This window comes from Streptomyces sp. NPDC001828, assembly GCF_042892175.1.
In the GTDB taxonomy this organism is placed as follows: Bacteria; Actinomycetota; Actinomycetes; order Streptomycetales; family Streptomycetaceae; genus Streptomyces.
The window spans coordinates 338,957-356,786 of sequence record NZ_JBIATV010000009.1; the positions used below are offsets into that span (position 1 = coordinate 338,957).

General features: G+C 71.1%; 16 protein-coding genes. 13 read left to right on the forward strand and 3 right to left on the reverse strand.

The genetic code is table 11. The features are described 5' to 3' along the window. Positions 1–118 precede the first annotated feature (118 nt). Positions 119–898: a peptidylprolyl isomerase gene (locus tag ACFYZA_RS25635; protein ID WP_388492944.1), complete on the reverse strand. Its 780-nt coding sequence runs from the start codon at positions 896–898 to the stop codon at positions 119–121. A gap of 152 nt (positions 899–1,050) precedes the next feature. On the opposite strand from ACFYZA_RS25635, the gene ACFYZA_RS25640 reads away from it, so the two are divergent. The 5 genes from ACFYZA_RS25640 to ACFYZA_RS25660 all read left to right on the forward strand — a co-directional run bounded on the left by ACFYZA_RS25640 (position 1,051) and on the right by ACFYZA_RS25660 (position 6,193). Then, on the forward strand, positions 1,051–1,761 hold the full coding sequence (locus ACFYZA_RS25640) for an MBL fold metallo-hydrolase (protein WP_382600247.1): 711 nt from the start codon (positions 1,051–1,053) through the stop codon (positions 1,759–1,761). Between the two features lie 14 nt (positions 1,762–1,775). Further along, complete coding sequence (gene hisS, locus ACFYZA_RS25645) at positions 1,776–3,038, forward strand: histidine--tRNA ligase (protein WP_382600245.1); 1,263 nt, start codon at positions 1,776–1,778, stop codon at positions 3,036–3,038. Between the two features lie 183 nt (positions 3,039–3,221). After that, a complete protein-coding gene (locus ACFYZA_RS25650) occupies positions 3,222–3,860 on the forward strand; it encodes a vitamin K epoxide reductase family protein (RefSeq protein ID WP_382600242.1) in 639 nt (212 codons plus the stop codon). Between the two features lie 64 nt (positions 3,861–3,924). Then, on the forward strand, positions 3,925–5,280 hold the full coding sequence (locus ACFYZA_RS25655; protein ID WP_382600240.1) for a replication-associated recombination protein A: 1,356 nt from the start codon (positions 3,925–3,927) through the stop codon (positions 5,278–5,280). A 196-nt stretch (positions 5,281–5,476) separates the two neighbouring features. Further along, positions 5,477–6,193 (forward strand): HNH endonuclease family protein, encoded by a 717-nt coding sequence (locus ACFYZA_RS25660; RefSeq protein ID WP_388492947.1) that lies wholly within the window; start codon positions 5,477–5,479, stop codon positions 6,191–6,193. 11 nt (positions 6,194–6,204) lie between these two features. Here the strand turns inward: ACFYZA_RS25660 and ACFYZA_RS25665 are convergent, their stop codons facing one another. Then, positions 6,205–6,885, reverse strand: coding sequence for a DUF2470 domain-containing protein (locus ACFYZA_RS25665; protein ID WP_388492949.1), 681 nt, complete (start codon positions 6,883–6,885; stop codon positions 6,205–6,207). Between the two features lie 225 nt (positions 6,886–7,110). Here ACFYZA_RS25665 and rpsD point away from each other — a divergent pair, with 225 nt between their 5' ends. Then, positions 7,111–7,725, forward strand: coding sequence for a 30S ribosomal protein S4 (gene rpsD / locus ACFYZA_RS25670; protein ID WP_053723667.1), 615 nt, complete (start codon positions 7,111–7,113; stop codon positions 7,723–7,725). 21 nt (positions 7,726–7,746) lie between these two features. Here rpsD and ACFYZA_RS25675 read toward each other — a convergent pair whose 3' ends face one another. Continuing rightward, entirely contained in the window at positions 7,747–9,912 is a 2,166-nt protein-coding gene (locus tag ACFYZA_RS25675) for an ATP-binding protein (RefSeq protein ID WP_388492951.1), read from the reverse strand. A 167-nt stretch (positions 9,913–10,079) separates the two neighbouring features. Here ACFYZA_RS25675 and ACFYZA_RS25680 point away from each other — a divergent pair, with 167 nt between their 5' ends. The 7 genes from ACFYZA_RS25680 to aroC form a co-directional block, all read left to right on the forward strand. Continuing rightward, positions 10,080–10,520, forward strand: coding sequence for a DUF948 domain-containing protein (locus tag ACFYZA_RS25680; RefSeq protein WP_382600232.1), 441 nt, complete (start codon positions 10,080–10,082; stop codon positions 10,518–10,520). Between the two features lie 7 nt (positions 10,521–10,527). Further along, complete coding sequence (locus tag ACFYZA_RS25685) at positions 10,528–10,857, forward strand: DUF6167 family protein (protein ID WP_161245105.1); 330 nt, start codon at positions 10,528–10,530, stop codon at positions 10,855–10,857. Beyond that, entirely contained in the window at positions 10,857–13,526 is a 2,670-nt protein-coding gene (gene alaS, locus ACFYZA_RS25690; RefSeq protein WP_382600228.1) for an alanine--tRNA ligase, read from the forward strand. Before ACFYZA_RS25685 ends, alaS begins: the two co-directional genes overlap by 1 nt. Beyond that, the gene (gene ruvX, locus ACFYZA_RS25695; RefSeq protein ID WP_382600226.1) at positions 13,526–13,990 is read left to right on the forward strand and encodes a Holliday junction resolvase RuvX; all 465 of its coding nucleotides are present in this window, start codon (positions 13,526–13,528) and stop codon (positions 13,988–13,990) included. The genes alaS and ruvX overlap by 1 nt, the downstream gene beginning before the upstream one ends. A gap of 101 nt (positions 13,991–14,091) precedes the next feature. Next, on the forward strand, positions 14,092–15,864 hold the full coding sequence (mltG, locus tag ACFYZA_RS25700; RefSeq protein WP_388492954.1) for an endolytic transglycosylase MltG: 1,773 nt from the start codon (positions 14,092–14,094) through the stop codon (positions 15,862–15,864). Beyond that, a complete protein-coding gene (locus ACFYZA_RS25705) occupies positions 15,845–16,687 on the forward strand; it encodes a shikimate dehydrogenase (RefSeq protein ID WP_388492956.1) in 843 nt (280 codons plus the stop codon). Before mltG ends, ACFYZA_RS25705 begins: the two co-directional genes overlap by 20 nt. Positions 16,688–16,976: 289 nt before the next feature. Further along, positions 16,977–17,830: chorismate synthase (aroC, locus tag ACFYZA_RS25710; protein WP_388492957.1), on the forward strand; the 854-nt coding region annotated here is incomplete at its 3' end.

Genomic DNA, 17,830 nt, shown 5'->3' on the forward strand with positions numbered 1-17,830 from the left:
ACAGCGCGGTACGAGCCCGCGCTGCACAACGCCAATCTAGGCGACCGGCCGCCCGGCTGTCCGCACTCAGCGCGGCCGAATTCAGCGGTTCACGCTCGGTGCCGGGCGCCCGGCGGCGTCACTCCTTGGTGACGGCGGCCTTCTCGATGGTGACGGCCTTCTTCGGCGCCCCGTCGCCCGCGCCGCCCTCGACGCCCTCCTTGGCGACGTCCTGGACGGCCTTCAGACCGGCCGCGTCCATCGTGCCGAACGGCGTGTAGGTGGGCGGCAGCTTGCTGTCCTTGTAGACCAGGAAGAACTGGCTGCCACCGGTGTGCGCCTGGCCGGTATTGGCCATCGCGACCGTGCCCGCCGGGTAGGTCACCGTGCCGTCCGCGCCCGCCTTGCCGAGACCGCTCAGGTTCTCGTCGGGGATCGTGTAGCCGGGGCCGCCGGAGCCCGTGCCCTGCGGGTCGCCGCACTGGAGCACGTAGATGCCCTGCGTGGTCAGCCGGTGGCACTTGGTGTTGTTGAAGTACCCCTTGTCGGCGAGGTACTTGAACGAGTTCACGGTGTGCGGGGTCTTCGCCGCGTCCATCGCGATCCTGACGTCGCCGGTGTTCGTCTTCAGGGTCATGTCGTACTTGGCCTTGGCGTCCACGGCCATCTTCGGCTCGGGGGTCGAACTGGCCGACGGGGACGGGCTGTTGGAGGGAGCCGCGGCGTCCGACTTCTTGCCGTCGCCGGAGAACGCTCCCGTCGCGAAGGCGGCGCCACCCGCGGCCACGACCACCGCGAGGGCGGCCGCGATGACCGTGTTGCGGCGCCTGGCCTTGCGCCGGGCCGTCTCCCGGCGCTGCTGCTGCCGCTCGAACTTCTCGCGCGCGAGCTGGCGCCGACGCTGTTCGCTGCTGACCACCGGTCGTCTCCTTGTGCGGTCTCGTGAGGTGCGGGTACGTGCGTACGAGCTGACTGTGCCCCGTACCGTATATGGGTTCGCTGTGACCCGAGCAGCGCCGGTAGGCTCTGAACAGCCGTAATCACCCGCCGCGCAAGAAATCGAGGACGATCGTGCTGATTGCCGGGTTCCCCGCCGGGGCCTGGGGGACCAACTGCTACCTGGTCGCCCCCGCCGCAGGCGAGGAATGCGTGATCATCGACCCCGGCCACCAGGCCACCCAGGGCGTCGAGGAAACGCTGAAGAAGCATCGGCTCAAGCCCGTCGCCGTCGTCCTCACCCACGGCCACATCGACCACTGCGCCTCGGTCGTCCCGGTCTGCGGAGCCCACGACGTACCCGCCTGGATCCACCCCGACGACCGCTACATGATGAGCGACCCGGAGAAGGCCCTCGGCCGTGCCTTCGGCGCCCAGCTCATGGGCGAGCTGACGGTGGGGGAGCCGGACGACGTCAAGGAGCTCACCGACGGCGCCAAGCTCGCGCTCGCCGGCATGGAGCTCACCGTGTCGCACGCGCCCGGCCATACCAAGGGGTCGGTGACGTTCGGGCTGCCCGAGGCGGAGGACATCCCTCCGATCCTGTTCTCGGGCGACCTGCTCTTCGCCGGCTCCGTCGGACGCACCGACCTGCCCGGCGGCAGCCACGCCGAGCTCCTCGAGTCGCTGGGCCGTGTGTGCCTGCCGCTCGGCGACTCGACCGTGGTGCTGTCCGGCCACGGCTCCCAGACGACCATCGGCCAGGAGCGCGCCACCAACCCGTATCTGCGGCAGGTGGCCGCCGGCCAGGGAGAGAACATCGCCTCTCCCCGACGAGGAATGTGACGAGAAGCCTTCCCATGAGCACCTTCCAGGCCCCCAAGGGCACCTACGACCTGATCCCGCCGGACTCGGCGCGCTTCCTCGCCGTGCGCGAGGCCATCTCGGCGCCCCTGAAGCGGTCGGGCTACGGCTACATCGAGACCCCGGGCTTCGAGAACGTCGAGCTCTTCGCGCGCGGTGTCGGTGAGTCCACCGACATCGTCACGAAGGAGATGTACGCCTTCGAGACCAAGGGCGGCGACAGGCTCGCGCTGCGCCCCGAGGGCACCGCCTCCGTGCTGCGCGCGGCCCTGGAGGCCAACCTGCACAAGGCCGGCAACCTCCCCGTCAAGCTCTGGTACTCGGGCTCGTACTACCGCTACGAGCGCCCGCAGAAGGGCCGCTACCGGCACTTCTCGCAGGTCGGCGCCGAGGCGATCGGCGCGGAGGACCCGGCGCTCGACGCCGAGCTGATCATCCTGGCCAACGACGCGTACCGCTCGCTGGGCCTGCGCGAGTTCCGCATCCTGCTGAACTCGCTCGGCGACAAGGAGTGCCGCCCGGTCTACCGCGCGGCGCTCCAGGACTTCCTGCGCGGCCTCGACCTCGACGAGGACACGCTGCGCCGGGCCGAGATCAACCCGCTGCGGGTGCTCGACGACAAGCGGGACGCGGTCCAGAAGCAGCTGGTGGGAGCGCCGCTGCTGCGCGACTACCTGTGCGAGGCGTGCAAGGCGTACCACGAGGAGGTGCGCGCGCTCCTGACGGCACAGGGCGTCGCGTACGAGGACGACCCGCGCCTGGTGCGCGGCCTCGACTACTACACCCGCACCACGTTCGAGTTCGTCCACGACGGCCTGGGCTCGCAGTCCGCGGTCGGCGGCGGCGGCCGCTACGACGGTCTCTCCGAGATGATCGGCGGCCCCGCGCTGCCGTCGGTGGGCTGGGCCCTCGGCGTCGACCGTACGGTCCTGGCCCTGGAGGCCGAGGGCATCAGCCTCGAACTGCCCTCCACGACCAGCGTGTTCGCGGTCCCGCTCGGCGAGGACGCGCGGCGGGTGCTCTTCGCCAAGGTGACGGAACTGCGGCGGGCGGGCATCGCGGCGGACTTCGGCTTCGGCTCGAAGGGCCTGAAGGGCGCGATGAAGAACGCGAACCGCAGCGGGGCCCGGTTCACCCTGGTCGTCGGCGAGCGCGATCTCGCGGAGGGCGTGGCCCAGTTGAAGGACATGGAGTCCGGGGAGCAGGGCCCGGTCCCGCTGGACTCGATCGTGGACGTCCTCCGGGAGCGCTTGGCCTGACGGCCCGCCGGGGGCCGGGGGCACACGGCTCCCGGCCCCCGCGCGTTCCCGTGGATCCGGCCCTCCTGAGCCCCTCGTGCGGACCCGCTTATGCGCATCGAACGGTGGACAGCGCGCCCCGTGCGGCAGAATGAGGCGGCGGCAGCACAGGCAACCTCGATGACGGGATGACGGACCGGCGCTATGACCACAACACTTGACGACGTCTCCTCCGACTCCGGCCACCGCGAGGTGAGCAGCAAGGGGGCGATCGGCGGCAGCCGCGCCTTCGCCTGGCTGCTCGTGATCACCGGTGTGGCCGGCCTGGTGGCGGCCTGGGTCATCACGCTCGACAAGTTCAAGCTCCTCGAGAACCCGAACTTCGTGCCGGGCTGCAGCCTCAACCCGGTCGTGTCCTGCGGCAACATCATGAAGAGCGACCAGGCGGCCGCGTTCGGCTTCCCGAACCCGATGCTGGGCCTGGTCGCCTACGGCATGGTCATCTGCGTCGGCATGAGCATCCTGGCGGGCGGCCGCTTCCGCCGCTGGTACTGGCTGACCTTCAACGCGGGCACCCTGTTCGGCGTCGGATTCGTCAGCTGGCTCCAGTTCGAGTCCCTGTACCGGATCAACTCGCTGTGCCTGTGGTGCTGCCTGGCGTGGGTCGCCACCATCTTCATGTTCTGGTACGTCACCTCGTTCAACCTCCGCAAGGGCCTGCTGCCCGCGCCGCGCTGGGCGAAGAACTTCCTCGCGGAGTTCACCTGGGTCTTCCCGGTGCTGCACGTCGGCATCATCGGCATGCTGATCCTGACCCGCTGGTGGGACTTCTGGACCAGCTGACGGGTCGCCGGGCGTCTTCGCAGCTCAGGCGGCGTTGTCAGTGCGGTGCCATAAGGTCGTGGGCGTGGAACCCGATCTGTTCACCGCAGCCGCAGAGGACCGCCAGGAGAAAGACCCGGCGGGCAGCCCTCTGGCCGTACGGATGCGCCCGCGCGTCCTCGACGAGGTGGTGGGCCAGCAGCACCTCCTGAAGCAGGGCTCGCCGCTGCGCCGCCTGGTGGGGGAGGGGGCCGGCGGCCCGGCCGGCCCGTCCTCGGTGATCCTCTGGGGCCCGCCGGGCACGGGCAAGACGACCCTCGCGTACGTGGTCTCCAAGGCCACGAACAAGCGGTTCGTCGAGCTCTCGGCCATCACCGCCGGGGTCAAGGAGGTCCGCGCGGTCATCGACGGCGCGCGCCGCGCCATCGGCGGCTTCGGCAAGGAGACCGTCCTCTTCCTCGACGAGATCCACCGCTTCTCCAAGGCCCAGCAGGACTCCCTGCTCCCCGCCGTCGAGAACCGCTGGGTCACGCTGATCGCGGCGACGACGGAGAACCCGTACTTCTCGGTGATCTCCCCGCTGCTCTCCCGCTCCCTGCTGCTCACGCTCGAACCGCTCACGGACGACGACCTGCGGGCCCTGGTGCGGCGGGCGCTCACCGAGGACCGGGGCCTCGGCTCGGCCGTCACCCTGCCCTCGGACGCCGAGTCGCATCTGCTGCGCATCGCAGGCGGCGACGCGCGCCGGGCGCTGACCGCACTGGAGGCGGCGGCCGGATCCGCGCTCGCCAAGTCCGAGCCGGAGATCACGCTCCAGACCCTCGAAGAGACCGTCGACCGGGCCGCGGTGACGTACGACAAGGGCGGCGACCAGCACTACGACGTGGCGAGCGCGCTGATCAAGTCGATCCGCGGTTCGGACGTGGACGCGGCGCTGCACTATCTGGCCCGGATGATCGAAGCCGGCGAGGATCCCCGCTTCATCGCCCGGCGCCTGATCATCTCCGCCAGCGAGGACATCGGCCTGGCCGATCCCACCGCGCTGCCGACGGCGGTGGCGGCCGCGCAGGCCGTGGCCCTCATCGGCTTCCCCGAGGCGGCCCTGACGCTGAGCCACGCCACCATCGCGCTGGCGCTGGCCCCGAAGTCCAACTCGGCGACGACGGCGATCGCCGCGGCGATGGCGGACGTCCGGGCCGGCCTCGCGGGCCCGGTCCCGCCCCATCTGCGCGACGGCCACTACAAGGGCGCGGCCAAGCTGGGCCACGCCCAGGGATACATCTACCCGCACGACGTCCCCGGCGCGATCGCCTCGCAGCAGTACGCACCGGACGCGGTGGCCGACAAGCGCTACTACGAGCCGACGCGCTACGGGGCGGAGGCGCGGTACGCGGACGTGGTGGAGAAGGTACGGGGGCGCTTGGCGCGCGGCGAGGAGTAGGGGGCTCCGGGCCCCTTCCGGTGCAGCCTTGCGCTGCTCCCCTCCGGCAGTGACCCACCCCCTCGGGGGTATTCGTTCGGCTGCGGGCCGGGGGTGGCTCGTCGCGCAGTTCCCCGCGCACCCAGCCGTACCGATGCGGGCGCGCCCCCAGTGCGGTCGGCGGGCGGGTCTCCGGGGCCGCGTTTACGCTCGGCCCATGACCTCGCCCCGCTCCGCGGCCGTGCTCGTCGCCGCGCTGCTGCTCGCGGCGACCGGCTGTGCGGGACGGCCCGCCGCCGACACGGTGTACGCCGACGCGGCCGCGCGGGTCTCGGCCGTCCCCCTGACGAGCGCGGGGTTCCCGCCGGACCCCGCCACCGCCAGGGAACAGCTGGGCCGGCTCGAAGTCGGCTGGGGGCAGCACTGGGAGACCTACCGCCGTGCCGAGTTCGGCGAGACCTGGTCCGACGACACCGACGCCCCCGGCGGGCGCAACGGCTGCGACACCCGCGACGACGTACTGCGCCGCGACCTCTCCGACCTGAAGCAGGGCGACCGCAACCCCTGTGTGGTGGTCTCCGGCACGCTCCACGACCCGTACACCGGGAAGTCACTGCCGTACTACTACCGCCGCGCGTCCCAGATCCAGACCGACCACGTGGTGGCGCTCGGCGCGGCCTGGCGGGCCGGGGCCTGGGCCTGGAGCCCGCAGCGGCGCCTTGAGTACGCCAACGACCTGGACGTGCTGCTCGCCACCGACAAGCAGACCAACTACGACAAGAGCAGCATGACCCCGGACAAGTGGAAGCCGCCGCGGCGCGCGTACTGGTGCGAGTACGCGCGCCGCTGGGTCGGCATCAAGGCGAAGTACCGGCTGACCGTGACCCCGCCCGAGAAGACCGCCCTCCAGGACATGCTGGCAGGCTGCGGCTGACCGGCCGGAGTTCAGCCGGCCGCGGCCTCGAAGAGCTGGTGCATCGCGCGGCGCAGGCCGGTGATGTCGGCCACCGGTTCGGGGAAGTCGAAGCGCGCGTCGAAGGTGTGGCCCGCGCCGCGGCCGAAACGCACCCGCAGCCCGAAGCGGTCGAGCGCCAGCGGCGTGACCCGTGACACACCCTCGCGCTCCACGAGCCCGCACAGCAGCCCCACCTGCTCGCCGTGGACGGCGGCGAGGTGCTGGAGGAGCTCGGGCTCGTGCCGCACCAGCGGATCGGGCGTCGCCCGGGCGAAGTCCTCCGGGTCCACCGCCTCGGCGCCCCACAGGTCGTCCACGTGGGCCCCGCCGATTTCGAGGCGGAGCATCATGCGTCCGGGCCCCGCCTGGCCGGGCACCAGGGTCAGCCAGCCGGAGACCCAGGCGCGGCCCCGGATACGGTGGGGCACGGAGACCGGCGCCACGTCCGTCAGCTCCAGGACCGCCCGGACCTCGTCGTCCTGCGCGTGCGTTGCGGCCCGTACGGCCGGGGAATCGGCGGGGAAGACCAGGAACAGGTCGCCGTCGGGACCGACGCTGCGGTCGTCGGCCACGAGCTGCTCCGGACGGGTGCCCGCGAGGCCCGGTACGAGCAGCACCGCCGAGCAGGTACTATGTACGAGAGTTCGTGTGCGCTCGGCTGCTGACGGCATCCGCGCGATTTCAAGTCCGCTGGGACGCGGCTGACCACGATCTGATCGGACCTCCGTCACGTGCCCGGCTCCAGAGGAGTCGGGAGAGTCGGCCTCCCGCGAAAGCGGCGTTTGGCCGGCCTTCTTCGTGCTGTCCGTGATGTGACTGGTGTTCCCCGGACGAGACATGCGATCTCCTTGAGTAAGGTGAGCCTAACCTAACCCAACCATGGAGGTTTGGAGAACGTGCCTAACCAGTCGCGTCCCAAGGTCAAGAAGTCTCGTGCGCTCGGCATCGCGCTGACGCCGAAGGCCGTCAAGTACTTCGAGGCCCGCCCCTACCCGCCGGGCGAGCACGGCCGTGGCCGCAAGCAGAACTCGGACTACAAGGTCCGTCTGCTCGAGAAGCAGCGTCTGCGCGCCCAGTACGACATCAGCGAGCGCCAGATGGCGCGTGCCTACGACCGCGCCAAGAAGGCCGAAGGCAAGACGGGCGAGGCGCTGGTCGTCGAGCTCGAGCGTCGCCTCGACGCCCTGGTCCTGCGTTCGGGCATCGCCCGCACCATCTACCAGGCCCGCCAGATGGTCGTGCACGGTCACATCCAGGTCAACGGTGGCAAGGTCGACAAGCCGTCGTTCCGCGTCCGTCCGGACGACGTCGTGACGGTCCGCGAGCGCAGCCGCGAGAAGGTCCCCTTCCAGGTTGCCCGCGAGGGTGGCTACGCCGGCGAGGGCGAGACCCCGCGCTACCTCCAGGTGAACCTGAAGGCCCTGGCCTTCCGCCTGGACCGCGACCCGAACCGCAAGGAAATCCCGGTCATCTGCGACGAGCAGCTCGTCGTCGAGTACTACGCCCGCTGATCCAGGCGTAACACCGGAGCCTCAGCGCTTCAGCCCGCCGTCCCCCCGCTCCGCACGGAGCGGGCGGCGGCGGGCTTTCGCATGTGCGGGGTCCGCCGGTCCCCGCCCCTCGCGCGCGGGCGCCAACTCCCCTGCGCCATCGGCCTGTTGACCCGCTCCCAGAGCCCGCACCACCGCGGCCTCCGGGTCGATGAGGGCGCCGCGCCGCCGGTGCTCCCCGTACGCCGTGTCGCCGAGCCGCTCCCGGGTGCGCTCCTCGCACAGCACGTGCGCGGCGTAGAAGTACGCCGAGCCGAACAGCGGCAGACCCACCGACGGCCAGATCCGCTCCGCCGCGCCCTGGAGCACGGCCGCCTCCACGGGGTCTCCCGTGTCCACCTCGACGAGCGCGAGCAGCTCCAGGGTCAGCACCGTGCCCACCAGGTCGTGGAAGGCGTGGCTGATCTCAAGGGTCTCCCGCAGCAGGGCGCGCGCCCGGTCGGGATCCCCGCCGTGCCAGGCCGCGTACGCCAGGACGTACAGCGCGTAGGCGCGAGCCCAGCGCTCGCCGTGCTCCTCGCACACCCCCATGACCTGCTCGCACACCGAGACGGCCTCGTCCAGGCGGCCCCGGAAGCCCAGCGCCATGGCCATCTCGACCCGGCCCATCAGCACATTGCTGTTGAGCTCGCCGACTTCTTCGTACCCGGCGAGCGCCACGCCGATGAGCTCTTCGGCGCGCGGCATGTCGTCGGTGACGAGCGCGAGACAGCCCGTGCGGTGCACGGCATACGCGGCGGCCACCGGGTCGCCGCGCAGCTCGGCCGCCTCCCGGCACTCCTGCAGCGCGGCGATCGCCGCCACCGCGTCGCCCTGGAGCACCGCCACATAGCCGAGCACCCACAGCGCCTTGAGCCGCGAACCGTCGTGCTCGCCCTCGGCCTCCAGGACCTGGGCCAGCCAGTGCCGCCCCTCCGCGAGCCGCCCGCACCCGGCCCAGTAGAACCAGAGCGTGCCCGCCAGGTGCTGGGCCAGGTGCGCGTCGTCGGGCGAGGCGAGCGAGAACTCCAACGCGGCCCGCAGATTGGGCAGTTCGGCCGCCACGCGCGCAGCCACCTCCGCCTGACGGGGGCTGAACCAGTCCACCTCGCACCAGGTGGCGAGCCCCAGGTACCAGTCGCGGTGGCGCCGGTGCAGCCGCTCCGCGTCCCCGGCCGCCGCCAGCCACTCCGCGCCGTACTCGCGGACCGTGTCGAGCAGCCGGTAACGGATGCCGCCCGCGCCGTCCTCGCGCACCACCACCGACTGGTCGAGCAGCTCGCCGAGGACGTCGAGGACCTCGTGCTGCGGCAGATCGGGGCCCACGCAGATGTACTCCACGGCCTCCAGGTCGAAGGCGCCCGCGAACACCGAGAGCCGCGCCCACAGCAGCCGCTGCGCCCCCGTGCACAGCTCATGGCTCCAGCCGATGGTCGTCCGCAGGGTCTGGTGGCGGGGGAGCGCGCCCCGGCCGCCGCCGGTCAGCAGCCGGAACCGGTCGTCGAGGCGGTGCAGCAACTGCTCCACCGACAGAGTCCCCAGCCGTCCGGCCGCGAGCTCCAGGGCCAGCGGAATTCCGTCGAGGCGCTGGCACAGCTCGGCGGCCGCAGGCTCGTGGCCCGCGGCCGGACGCTCCCCGCCGCCGGCCTCGGCCGCGCGCTCGGCGAAGAGCAGCAGCGCGTCCTCCTCGTCCATCGGCGCGAGCGTGAAGACCCGCTCGCCGTCGATCCGCAGCGGCAGCCGCCCGGCGGCGAGCACCCGCAGCCGCGGGCAGCCCCGGAGCAACTCCCGCGTCAGCTCGGCGCAGCCCTCCACCAGCTGCTCGAACCCGTCGAGGACCAGCAGGAGTTCGCGCTCGGCGAGGTGGTCGAGGAGCAGCCGGCGCGGCGGCCGGGCCGTGTGGTCGGTCAGGCCCAGGGCCTCGACGACCGCGTGGTCGAGCAGGGCGGGATCGTTGAGGGAGGACAGCTCCACCAGGCGGACGCCGTCGCAGTACCGTTCCTGCTCCGCCGTGACGGCCGCCGCCCGCAGCGCGAGCCGGGTCTTGCCGACTCCGCCGACGCCGGTCACGGTGACCATCCGCGCATCGCGGAGCAGCCGGTCGAGACGGGCCAGTTCTCGGTCTCGCCCGACGAAGCGGTTCAACTCTGCGGGCAGATGGGAGCGCATGGAACACGCAGAGTACTCAAGGGTATGCACTGCGTACAATCGGCTTGCGCGACTCCGCTTGTGGCGGGCGGGAACGCGGTGCGGGAAGCCATCCGCGGCGCGATAGGGTCGGAGGACTACCTTTTTCGAGGTTTTCGGGTTCCGACGGGTTGCGGGGAGCGGTGCAAGTGTCCGGTGGAGAGGTGGCCGGGATCCTGGTGGCCGTCTTCTGGGCGATCCTGGTGTCCTTCCTCGCGGTCGTACTCGTGAGGCTGGCCCAGACGCTGAAGGCGACGACCAAACTGGTCGCGGACGTGACCGACCAGGCCGTGCCCCTGCTCGCGGACGCCTCCTCGGCGGTGCGCTCGGCGCAGACCCAGCTGGACCGCGTCGACGCGATCGCGTCCGACGTCCAGGAGGTCACCTCCAACGCCTCCGCGCTCTCCACCACCGTCGCCTCCACCTTCGGCGGCCCGCTGGTGAAGGTGGCCGCCTTCGGATACGGGGTGCGCCGGGCCATCGGGCGCAAGGGCGCCGCCCCCGCCGAGGCACCCGCCCGGGAGAGCCGCCGTACTGTGATCGTCGGGCGGACCGTGCCGTCCGCGCGGCGCTCCAAGCGAAAGGGCTGACGCTGCGATGTTCCGCCGTACGTTCTGGTTCACCGCGGGCGCTGCCGCCGGAGTCTGGGCCACCACCAAGGTCAACCGGAAGCTGAAACAGCTGACCCCGGAGAGCCTGGCCGCGCGCACCGCCGACAAGGCGGTCGAGGCCGGCCACCGGCTCAAGGACTTCGCCCTCGACATCAAGTCCGGCATGGCACAGCGCGAGGCCGAGCTCAACGACGTCCTGGGCATCGGCGAGAGCGAGCCGCCGCGCGAACTACCCGCGCAGCGCCGCCTCGTCGCCATCGAGACCACACAACAACAGCACACCAAGCATTCGTACAACCGGAATGAGGACCACTGATGGAGTCGGCCGAGATTCGCCGCCGCTGGCTGAGCTTCTTCGAGGAGCGCGGGCACACCGTCGTCCCTTCGGCGTCGCTCATCGCGGACGACCCGACTCTGCTGCTCGTCAACGCGGGCATGGTCCCCTTCAAGCCGTACTTCCTCGGTGAGACCAAGCCGCCCGCCCCGCGCGCCACCAGCGTGCAGAAGTGCGTGCGCACGCCGGACATCGAAGAGGTCGGCAAGACCACCCGGCACGGCACGTTCTTCCAGATGTGCGGCAACTTCTCCTTCGGGGACTACTTCAAGGAAGGCGCCATCAAGTACGCCTGGGAGCTGCTCACCAGCTCCGTGGCGGACGGTGGCTACGGCCTGGAGCCCGAGAAGCTCTGGATCACCGTCTACCTGGACGACGACGAGGCCGAGCGCATCTGGCACGAGGTCGTCGGCGTGCCGAAGGAGCGCATCCAGCGCCTCGGCAAGAAGGACAACTTCTGGTCCATGGGCGTGCCCGGACCCTGCGGACCCTGCTCCGAGATCAACTACGACCGCGGTCCCGAGTTCGGCGCCGAGGGCGGCCCGGCCGTCAACGACGAGCGGTACGTGGAGATCTGGAACCTGGTCTTCATGCAGTACGAGCGCGGCGCCGGCGACGGCAAGGAGGACTTCCCGATCCTCGGCGACCTGCCGTCGCAGAACATCGACACCGGCCTCGGCCTCGAACGCCTCGCGATGATCCTGCAGGGCGTGCAGAACATGTACGAGACCGACACCCTGCGCGTCGTCATGGACAAGGCCACCGAGCTGACCGGTGTCCGCTACGGCGACAAGCACGAGTCCGACGTCTCGATGCGCGTGGTCGCCGACCACATCCGTACGTCCGTGATGCTCATCGGCGACGGTGTGACCCCCGGCAACGAGGGCCGCGGCTATGTGCTGCGCCGCATCATGCGCCGCGCCATCCGCAACATGCGCCTCATGGGGGCCGCCGGCCCGGTCGTCCAGGACCTCGTCGACGTCGTCATCGAGACCATGGGCCTGCAGTACCCGGAGCTCGTCACCGACCGCAAGCGCATCGAGACGGTCGCCCTCGCCGAGGAGGCCGCGTTCCTCAAGGCGCTGCGCGGCGGCACCAACATCCTCGACACCGCCATCACCGAGACCAAGGCCACCGGTGGCACGGTCCTGGCCGGCGACAAGGCGTTCCTGCTCCACGACACCTGGGGCTTCCCGATCGACCTCACCCTGGAGATGGCCGCCGAACAGGGCCTCTCCGTGGACGAGGACGGCTTCCGCCGCCTGATGAAGCAGCAGCGCGACCAGGCCAAGGCGGACGCCCGCGCCAAGAAGACCGGGCACGCCGACCTCTCCGCCTACCGCGAGGTGGCCGACGCCTCCGGCGCGACGGACTTCACCGGCTACACCTCCACCGAGAACGAGTCGACCATCGTCGGCCTGCTCGTCGACGGAGTGCCCTCGCCCGCCGCCACCGAGGGCGACGAGGTCGAGGTCGTCCTCGACCGCTCGCCGTTCTACGCCGAGGGCGGCGGCCAGCTCGCCGACCAGGGCCGCATCAAGCTCGACAGCGGCGCGGTCATCGAGGTCCGCGACGTACAGAAGCCGGTCCCCGGCGTGCACGTGCACAAGGGCGTCGTACAGGTCGGCGAGGTGACGGTCGGCGCGTCCGCGTACGCCGCCATCGACACCAGGCGCCGCCGCGCCATCGCCCGCGCCCACTCCGCCACCCACCTCACCCACCAGGCGCTGCGCGACGCGCTCGGCCCGACGGCCGCCCAGGCCGGCTCCGAGAACTCGCCGGGCCGCTTCCGCTTCGACTTCGGTTCGCCCGCCGCCGTCCCCGGCACGGTCCTCACCGACGTCGAGCAGAAGATCAACGAGGTCCTCGCCCGCGAGCTCGACGTGCAGGCCGAGGTCATGTCGATCGACGAGGCCAAGAAGCAGGGCGCCATCGCCGAGTTCGGCGAGAAGTACGGCGAGCGGGTCCGCGTGGTCACCATCGGCGACTTCTCCAAGGAGCTGTGCGGCGGCACCCACGTCCACAACACCGCCCAGCTGGGCCTGGTGAAGCTGCTCGGCGAGTCGTCCATCGGCTCCGGCGTGCGCCGCATCGAGGCCCTGGTCGGCGTCGACGCGTACAACTTCCTGGCGCGCGAGCACACGGTCGTCGCCCAGCTCCAGGAGCTGGTCAAGGGCCGTTCCGAGGAGCTGCCGGAGAAGATCTCCACCATGCTCGGCAAGCTGAAGGACGCCGAGAAGGAGATCGAGAAGTTCCGCGCGGAGAAGGTGCTCCAGGCCGCCGCCGGCCTCGTCGACTCCGCCAAGGACGTCCGCGGCACCGCCCTCGTCACCGGTCAGGTGCCGGACGGCACCTCCGCCGACGACCTGCGCAAGCTGGTCCTCGACGTGCGCGGCCGCATCCCGGGCGACCGCCCGGCCGTCGTCGCCCTGTTCACCACGGCCAACGGCCGCCCGGTGACGGTCATCGCCACCAACGAGGCCGCCCGCGAGCGCGGCCTCAAGGCCGGCGAGCTGGTGCGTACCGCCGCCAAGACCCTCGGCGGCGGCGGTGGCGGCAAGCCGGACGTCGCCCAGGGCGGCGGCCAGAACCCGGACGCGATCGGCGACGCCATCGGCGCCGTCGAGCGCCAGGTCGCCGAGACCGCCTGATGCGACGAGGACGCCGACTCGCGATCGACGTCGGGGACGCCCGGATCGGGGTCGCCTCGTGCGACCCCGACGGGGTGCTCGCCACGCCGGTGGAGACCGTGCCGGGACGCGATGTCCCGGCCGCCCACCGGCGGTTGCGGGGGATCGTCGAGGAGTACGAACCGATCGAGGTGGTCGTCGGACTGCCCCGCTCCCTCAACGGGGGCGAGGGCCCGGCGGCGGCCAAGGTCCGCCTCTTCGCCAAGGAACTGGCGCGCGGCATCGCCCCGATCGGGGTGCGGCTCGTCGACGAGCGGATGACGACGGTGACCGCGAGCCAGGGGCTGCGCGCCTCCGGCGTGAAGTCCAAGAAGGGACGTTCCGTCATCGACCAGGCCGCCGCCGTGATCATCCTCCAGACCGCACTTGAGGCCGAACGGGTGTCAGGTAACGCTCCGGGCGAAGGCGTCGAAGTGGTTATCTGATCGCGATACGGTAACGTTCCGGCCGATGCGGAGGCATTCGAACAGCCGCCGCACAGCAAAAGAGGCGGACCGTCCGGATGCCTCGCGGCTCTAGGGGACCGATGACTGAGTATGGCCGGGGCCAAGGCTCCGAACCGTGGCACCCAGAGGATCCCCTCTACGGGGACCAGGGGTGGGGAGCGCAGCAGGCTGCCTCCGGTCAGGCTCCGTACGACGGCCAGCAGCAGGGCCCTTACCAGCAGCACGAGCAGTACCAGCAGCAGGCCCAACAACAGGGCCAGCAGCAGTACTACGCGCAGCAGCCGCAGGACCCGTACGGGCAGCAGCACTATGCCGATCAGCAGGTGCAGCAGCACTACGCGGACCCGCATGCGCGGCAGGGCTACGTCGAACAGCCCCAGCAGGGCTACCCCCAGCAGCAGTACGCGGAGCAGTACGCGGCCCAGCCGCAGCAACCGCAGCAGTACGACGGCGGTTGGAACACCACCGGCCAGCAGGCCGCCATGCCCTACGCGGGCCAGCAGCCCGATCCGTACAACAACGGCTATGCCGGTGAGGGCCATGACCTCTACGGCACGCCCGAGGCGTATCCCCCTCCGCAGCCGCCGGGCCAGCGGCAGGCCCCCGTCGTGCCCGAGGTGCCCGAGCAGGGCCACGAGTGGAACGCCGAGCCGCAGGAGGAAAACCACCCGTTCTTCACCGGTGTTGGCGACAGCGAAGGTGAAGAGGGCGAGCCGCGCGAGTCGCGCCGCGCCGCCGGCGGTGGCCGTGACCGGCGGAGCAAGACCAAGAAGAAGGGCAAGAGCGGGCGCGCCTGCCTCGTTCTCGCGGTGATCTTCGCCGTCGGCGCCGGCGGAATCGGCTATGTGGGCTACGACTTCTACCAGAAGAAGTTCGGCGCGGCCCCCGACTACGCGGGCGAGGGCAGCAGCGAGACGGTCACCATCGAGGTGCCGACCGGTGCGGGCGGCTCCGAGATCGGCCAGCTGCTCAAGCAGGCCGGCGTGGTCAAGAGCATCGACGCCTTCATCCAGGCCCAGAACGACAACCCCAAGGGCAAGACGATCCAGGCCGGCGCCTACACCCTGAAGAAGGGCATGTCGGCGGCGAACGCGGTCGTCCTCATGCTCAACCCGAGCAGTCGGAACTCGCTCATCATTCCCGAAGGCAAACGCAACGCCTGGGTCTACGACCAGATCGACAAGCGCCTCGGACTGTCCCCCGGCACGACCAAGGGCATCGCGCTCAAGGACGCCGACAGCATGGGCCTGCCGGACTGGGCCAAGAACCACAAGAACGTCAAGGACCCGCTGGAAGGATTCCTCTACCCGGCCAGCTATCCGGTCGCCAAGGGCATGAAGCCCGACGACGTACTGAAGAAGATGGTCAACCGGGCCAGCTCCGAGTACGGCAAGCAGGACCTGGCGGCCGAGGCCAAGAAGCTCAACCTGGACGGCCCCTGGCAGCTCATCACCGTCGCGAGCCTCGTCCAGGCCGAGGGCAAGACGCACGACGACTTCCGCAAGATGTCCGAGGTCGTCTACAACCGCCTCAAGCCGACCAACACCGAGACCAACCAGCGGCTCCAGTTCGACTCGGCGTACAACTACCTCACCGGCAAGAGCGACATCAAGATCGGTCTCGCCGAGATCAAGACCAACACCGACCCCTACAACACCTATGTGCAGCGCGGTCTGACCCCGGGGCCGATCGGCAACCCGGGCAGCGAGGCGCTGGCCGCCGCGCTGGACCCGACGAGCGACGGCTGGCTGTACTTCGTGGCCACCGACGGCATGCACAAGACCGAATTCGCCAAGACCCTGGCCGAGTTCAACAAGCTGAAAGCGGAGTTCGATGCCCAGTCAGGCCAGTGAGGGTGCGCGGCGGGCGGCCGTTCTCGGCTCGCCCATCGCCCACTCCCTGTCCCCCGTCCTGCACCGCGCCGCGTACGCCGAACTCGGCCTCGACCACTGGTCCTACGACCGGTTCGAGGTCGACGAGGCGGGGCTCTCCGGCTTCTTCGCGGGGCTCGACGGATCGTGGGCGGGGCTCTCGCTCACGATGCCGCTGAAGCGGGCGGTCATCCCGCTGCTCGACGCGGTGAGCGCCACCGCGGCCTCGGTCGAGGCGGTCAACACCGTCGTCTTCGCGGACGACGGCCGTCGCCTCGGCGACAACACCGACATCCCTGGCATGATCGCGGCCTTGGAGGAGCGCGGGGTGACCCGGGTCGACTCCGCGGCCGTCCTCGGCGCGGGCGCGACCGCCTCGTCGGCGCTCGCCGCCCTCGCCAGGATCTGCACCGGGCCGGTCACCGCGTACGTACGCAGCGAGGCACGGGCCGAGGAGATGCGCGGCTGGGGTGCGCGTCTCGAGGTCGATGTCCGCACGGTCGACTGGTCGCACGCGGCCGACGCCTTCGAGGCGCCGCTCGTCATCGCCACCACCCCGGCCGGCACCACCGACGCGCTGGCCGCGGCCGTTCCCGAGCGGCCCGGCACCCTTTTCGACGTGCTCTACGAGCCCTGGCCGACCGCGCTCGCGGCCGCCTGGTCGGAGCGCGGGGGAGCGGTCGTCGGCGGCCTCGACCTCCTGGTGCACCAGGCCGTCCTCCAGGTCGAGCAGATGACGGGCTGCGCGAAGGCCCCGATCGAAGCCATGCGCAAGGCGGGCGAGGCGGCTCTTACCCACCGCTGAGCATCCGGACTTCACGGGGGAGAGCCCACCTGCCGGGAGTGGCCCCCTGCCGGGGCGGAGCCGCCTCCAGGGCGGCCCGCCTACCGGGGTACGGGGGACCGCGCGGCCGGCCGGATCGGACCCGCACCCGCCCACGGAGCACGCCGCCCGGCCCACCTCACAGTCCGCCCAATGGACCAGGGCCCGGTCCACCACCCGGGACGTGGGAGGATCAGGGGAGGCGGGCCAGGGCCGCGCACCCCGGCCGCGCCGTCGAAGTACCGAGACGCGCGAGCAACGAGGAGCACCGTTGAGCAGGTTGCGTTGGCTGACCGCTGGGGAGTCCCACGGACCCGCACTTGTCGCGACGCTGGAGGGTCTTCCCGCCGGCGTGCCGATCACCACGGAGATGGTGGCCGATCACCTGGCCCGGCGGCGGCTGGGCTATGGACGCGGCGCCCGTATGAAGTTCGAGCGCGACGAGGTGACCTTCCTCGGTGGCGTGCGGCACGGCCTGTCGATGGGTTCGCCGGTCGCGATCATGGTGGGGAACACGGAGTGGCCCAAGTGGGAGCAGGTCATGTCGGCCGACCCGGTGGCTCCGGAGGTCCTGGCGGAGCTGGCCCGTAACGCCCCGCTGACCCGGCCGAGGCCCGGTCACGCGGACCTCGCGGGTATGCAGAAGTACGGTTTCGACGAGGCCCGGCCGATCCTGGAGCGTGCCAGTGCCCGGGAGACCGCTGCCCGGGTGGCGCTGGGCGCGGTGGCCCGCTCGTACTTGAGGGAGACGGCCGGGATCGAGATCGTCTCGCATGTGGTGGAGCTGGCCGCGGCCAGGGCTCCCTATGGTGTGGTGCCGACGCCGGCGGATGTGGAGAGGCTGGACGCGGACCCGGTGCGCTGTCTGGACGCGGACGCGTCGAAGGCGATGGTCGCCGAGATCGACCAGGCCCACAAGGACGGTGACACGCTCGGTGGTGTGGTCGAGGTGCTCGCCTACGGTGTGCCGGTGGGTCTGGGTTCGCATGTGCACTGGGACCGGCGTCTGGACGCGCGGCTCGCCGCGGCTCTGATGGGGATTCAGGCGATCAAGGGTGTCGAGGTCGGTGACGGTTTCGGTCTGGCGCGGGTGCCGGGTTCGCGGGCGCATGACGAGATCGTGAA

What these genes read in the sequence shown, in the direction of transcription:
- hisS (WP_382600245.1), top strand. Translation starts at nt 1,776, where the DNA reads ATGAGCACCTTCCAGGCCCCCAAGGGCACCTACGACCTGATCCCGCCG.
- ACFYZA_RS25650 (WP_382600242.1), top strand. Translation starts at nt 3,222, where the DNA reads ATGACCACAACACTTGACGACGTCTCCTCCGACTCCGGCCACCGCGAG.
- ACFYZA_RS25660 (WP_388492947.1), top strand. Translation starts at nt 5,477, where the DNA reads ATGACCTCGCCCCGCTCCGCGGCCGTGCTCGTCGCCGCGCTGCTGCTC.
- ACFYZA_RS25665 (WP_388492949.1), bottom strand. Translation starts at nt 6,885, where the DNA reads ATGCCGTCAGCAGCCGAGCGCACACGAACTCTCGTACATAGTACCTGC.
- ACFYZA_RS25675 (WP_388492951.1), bottom strand. Translation starts at nt 9,912, where the DNA reads ATGCGCTCCCATCTGCCCGCAGAGTTGAACCGCTTCGTCGGGCGAGAC.
- ACFYZA_RS25685 (WP_161245105.1), top strand. Translation starts at nt 10,528, where the DNA reads ATGTTCCGCCGTACGTTCTGGTTCACCGCGGGCGCTGCCGCCGGAGTC.
- alaS (WP_382600228.1), top strand. Translation starts at nt 10,857, where the DNA reads ATGGAGTCGGCCGAGATTCGCCGCCGCTGGCTGAGCTTCTTCGAGGAG.
- ruvX (WP_382600226.1), top strand. Translation starts at nt 13,526, where the DNA reads ATGCGACGAGGACGCCGACTCGCGATCGACGTCGGGGACGCCCGGATC.
- mltG (WP_388492954.1), top strand. Translation starts at nt 14,092, where the DNA reads ATGACTGAGTATGGCCGGGGCCAAGGCTCCGAACCGTGGCACCCAGAG.
- ACFYZA_RS25705 (WP_388492956.1), top strand. Translation starts at nt 15,845, where the DNA reads ATGCCCAGTCAGGCCAGTGAGGGTGCGCGGCGGGCGGCCGTTCTCGGC.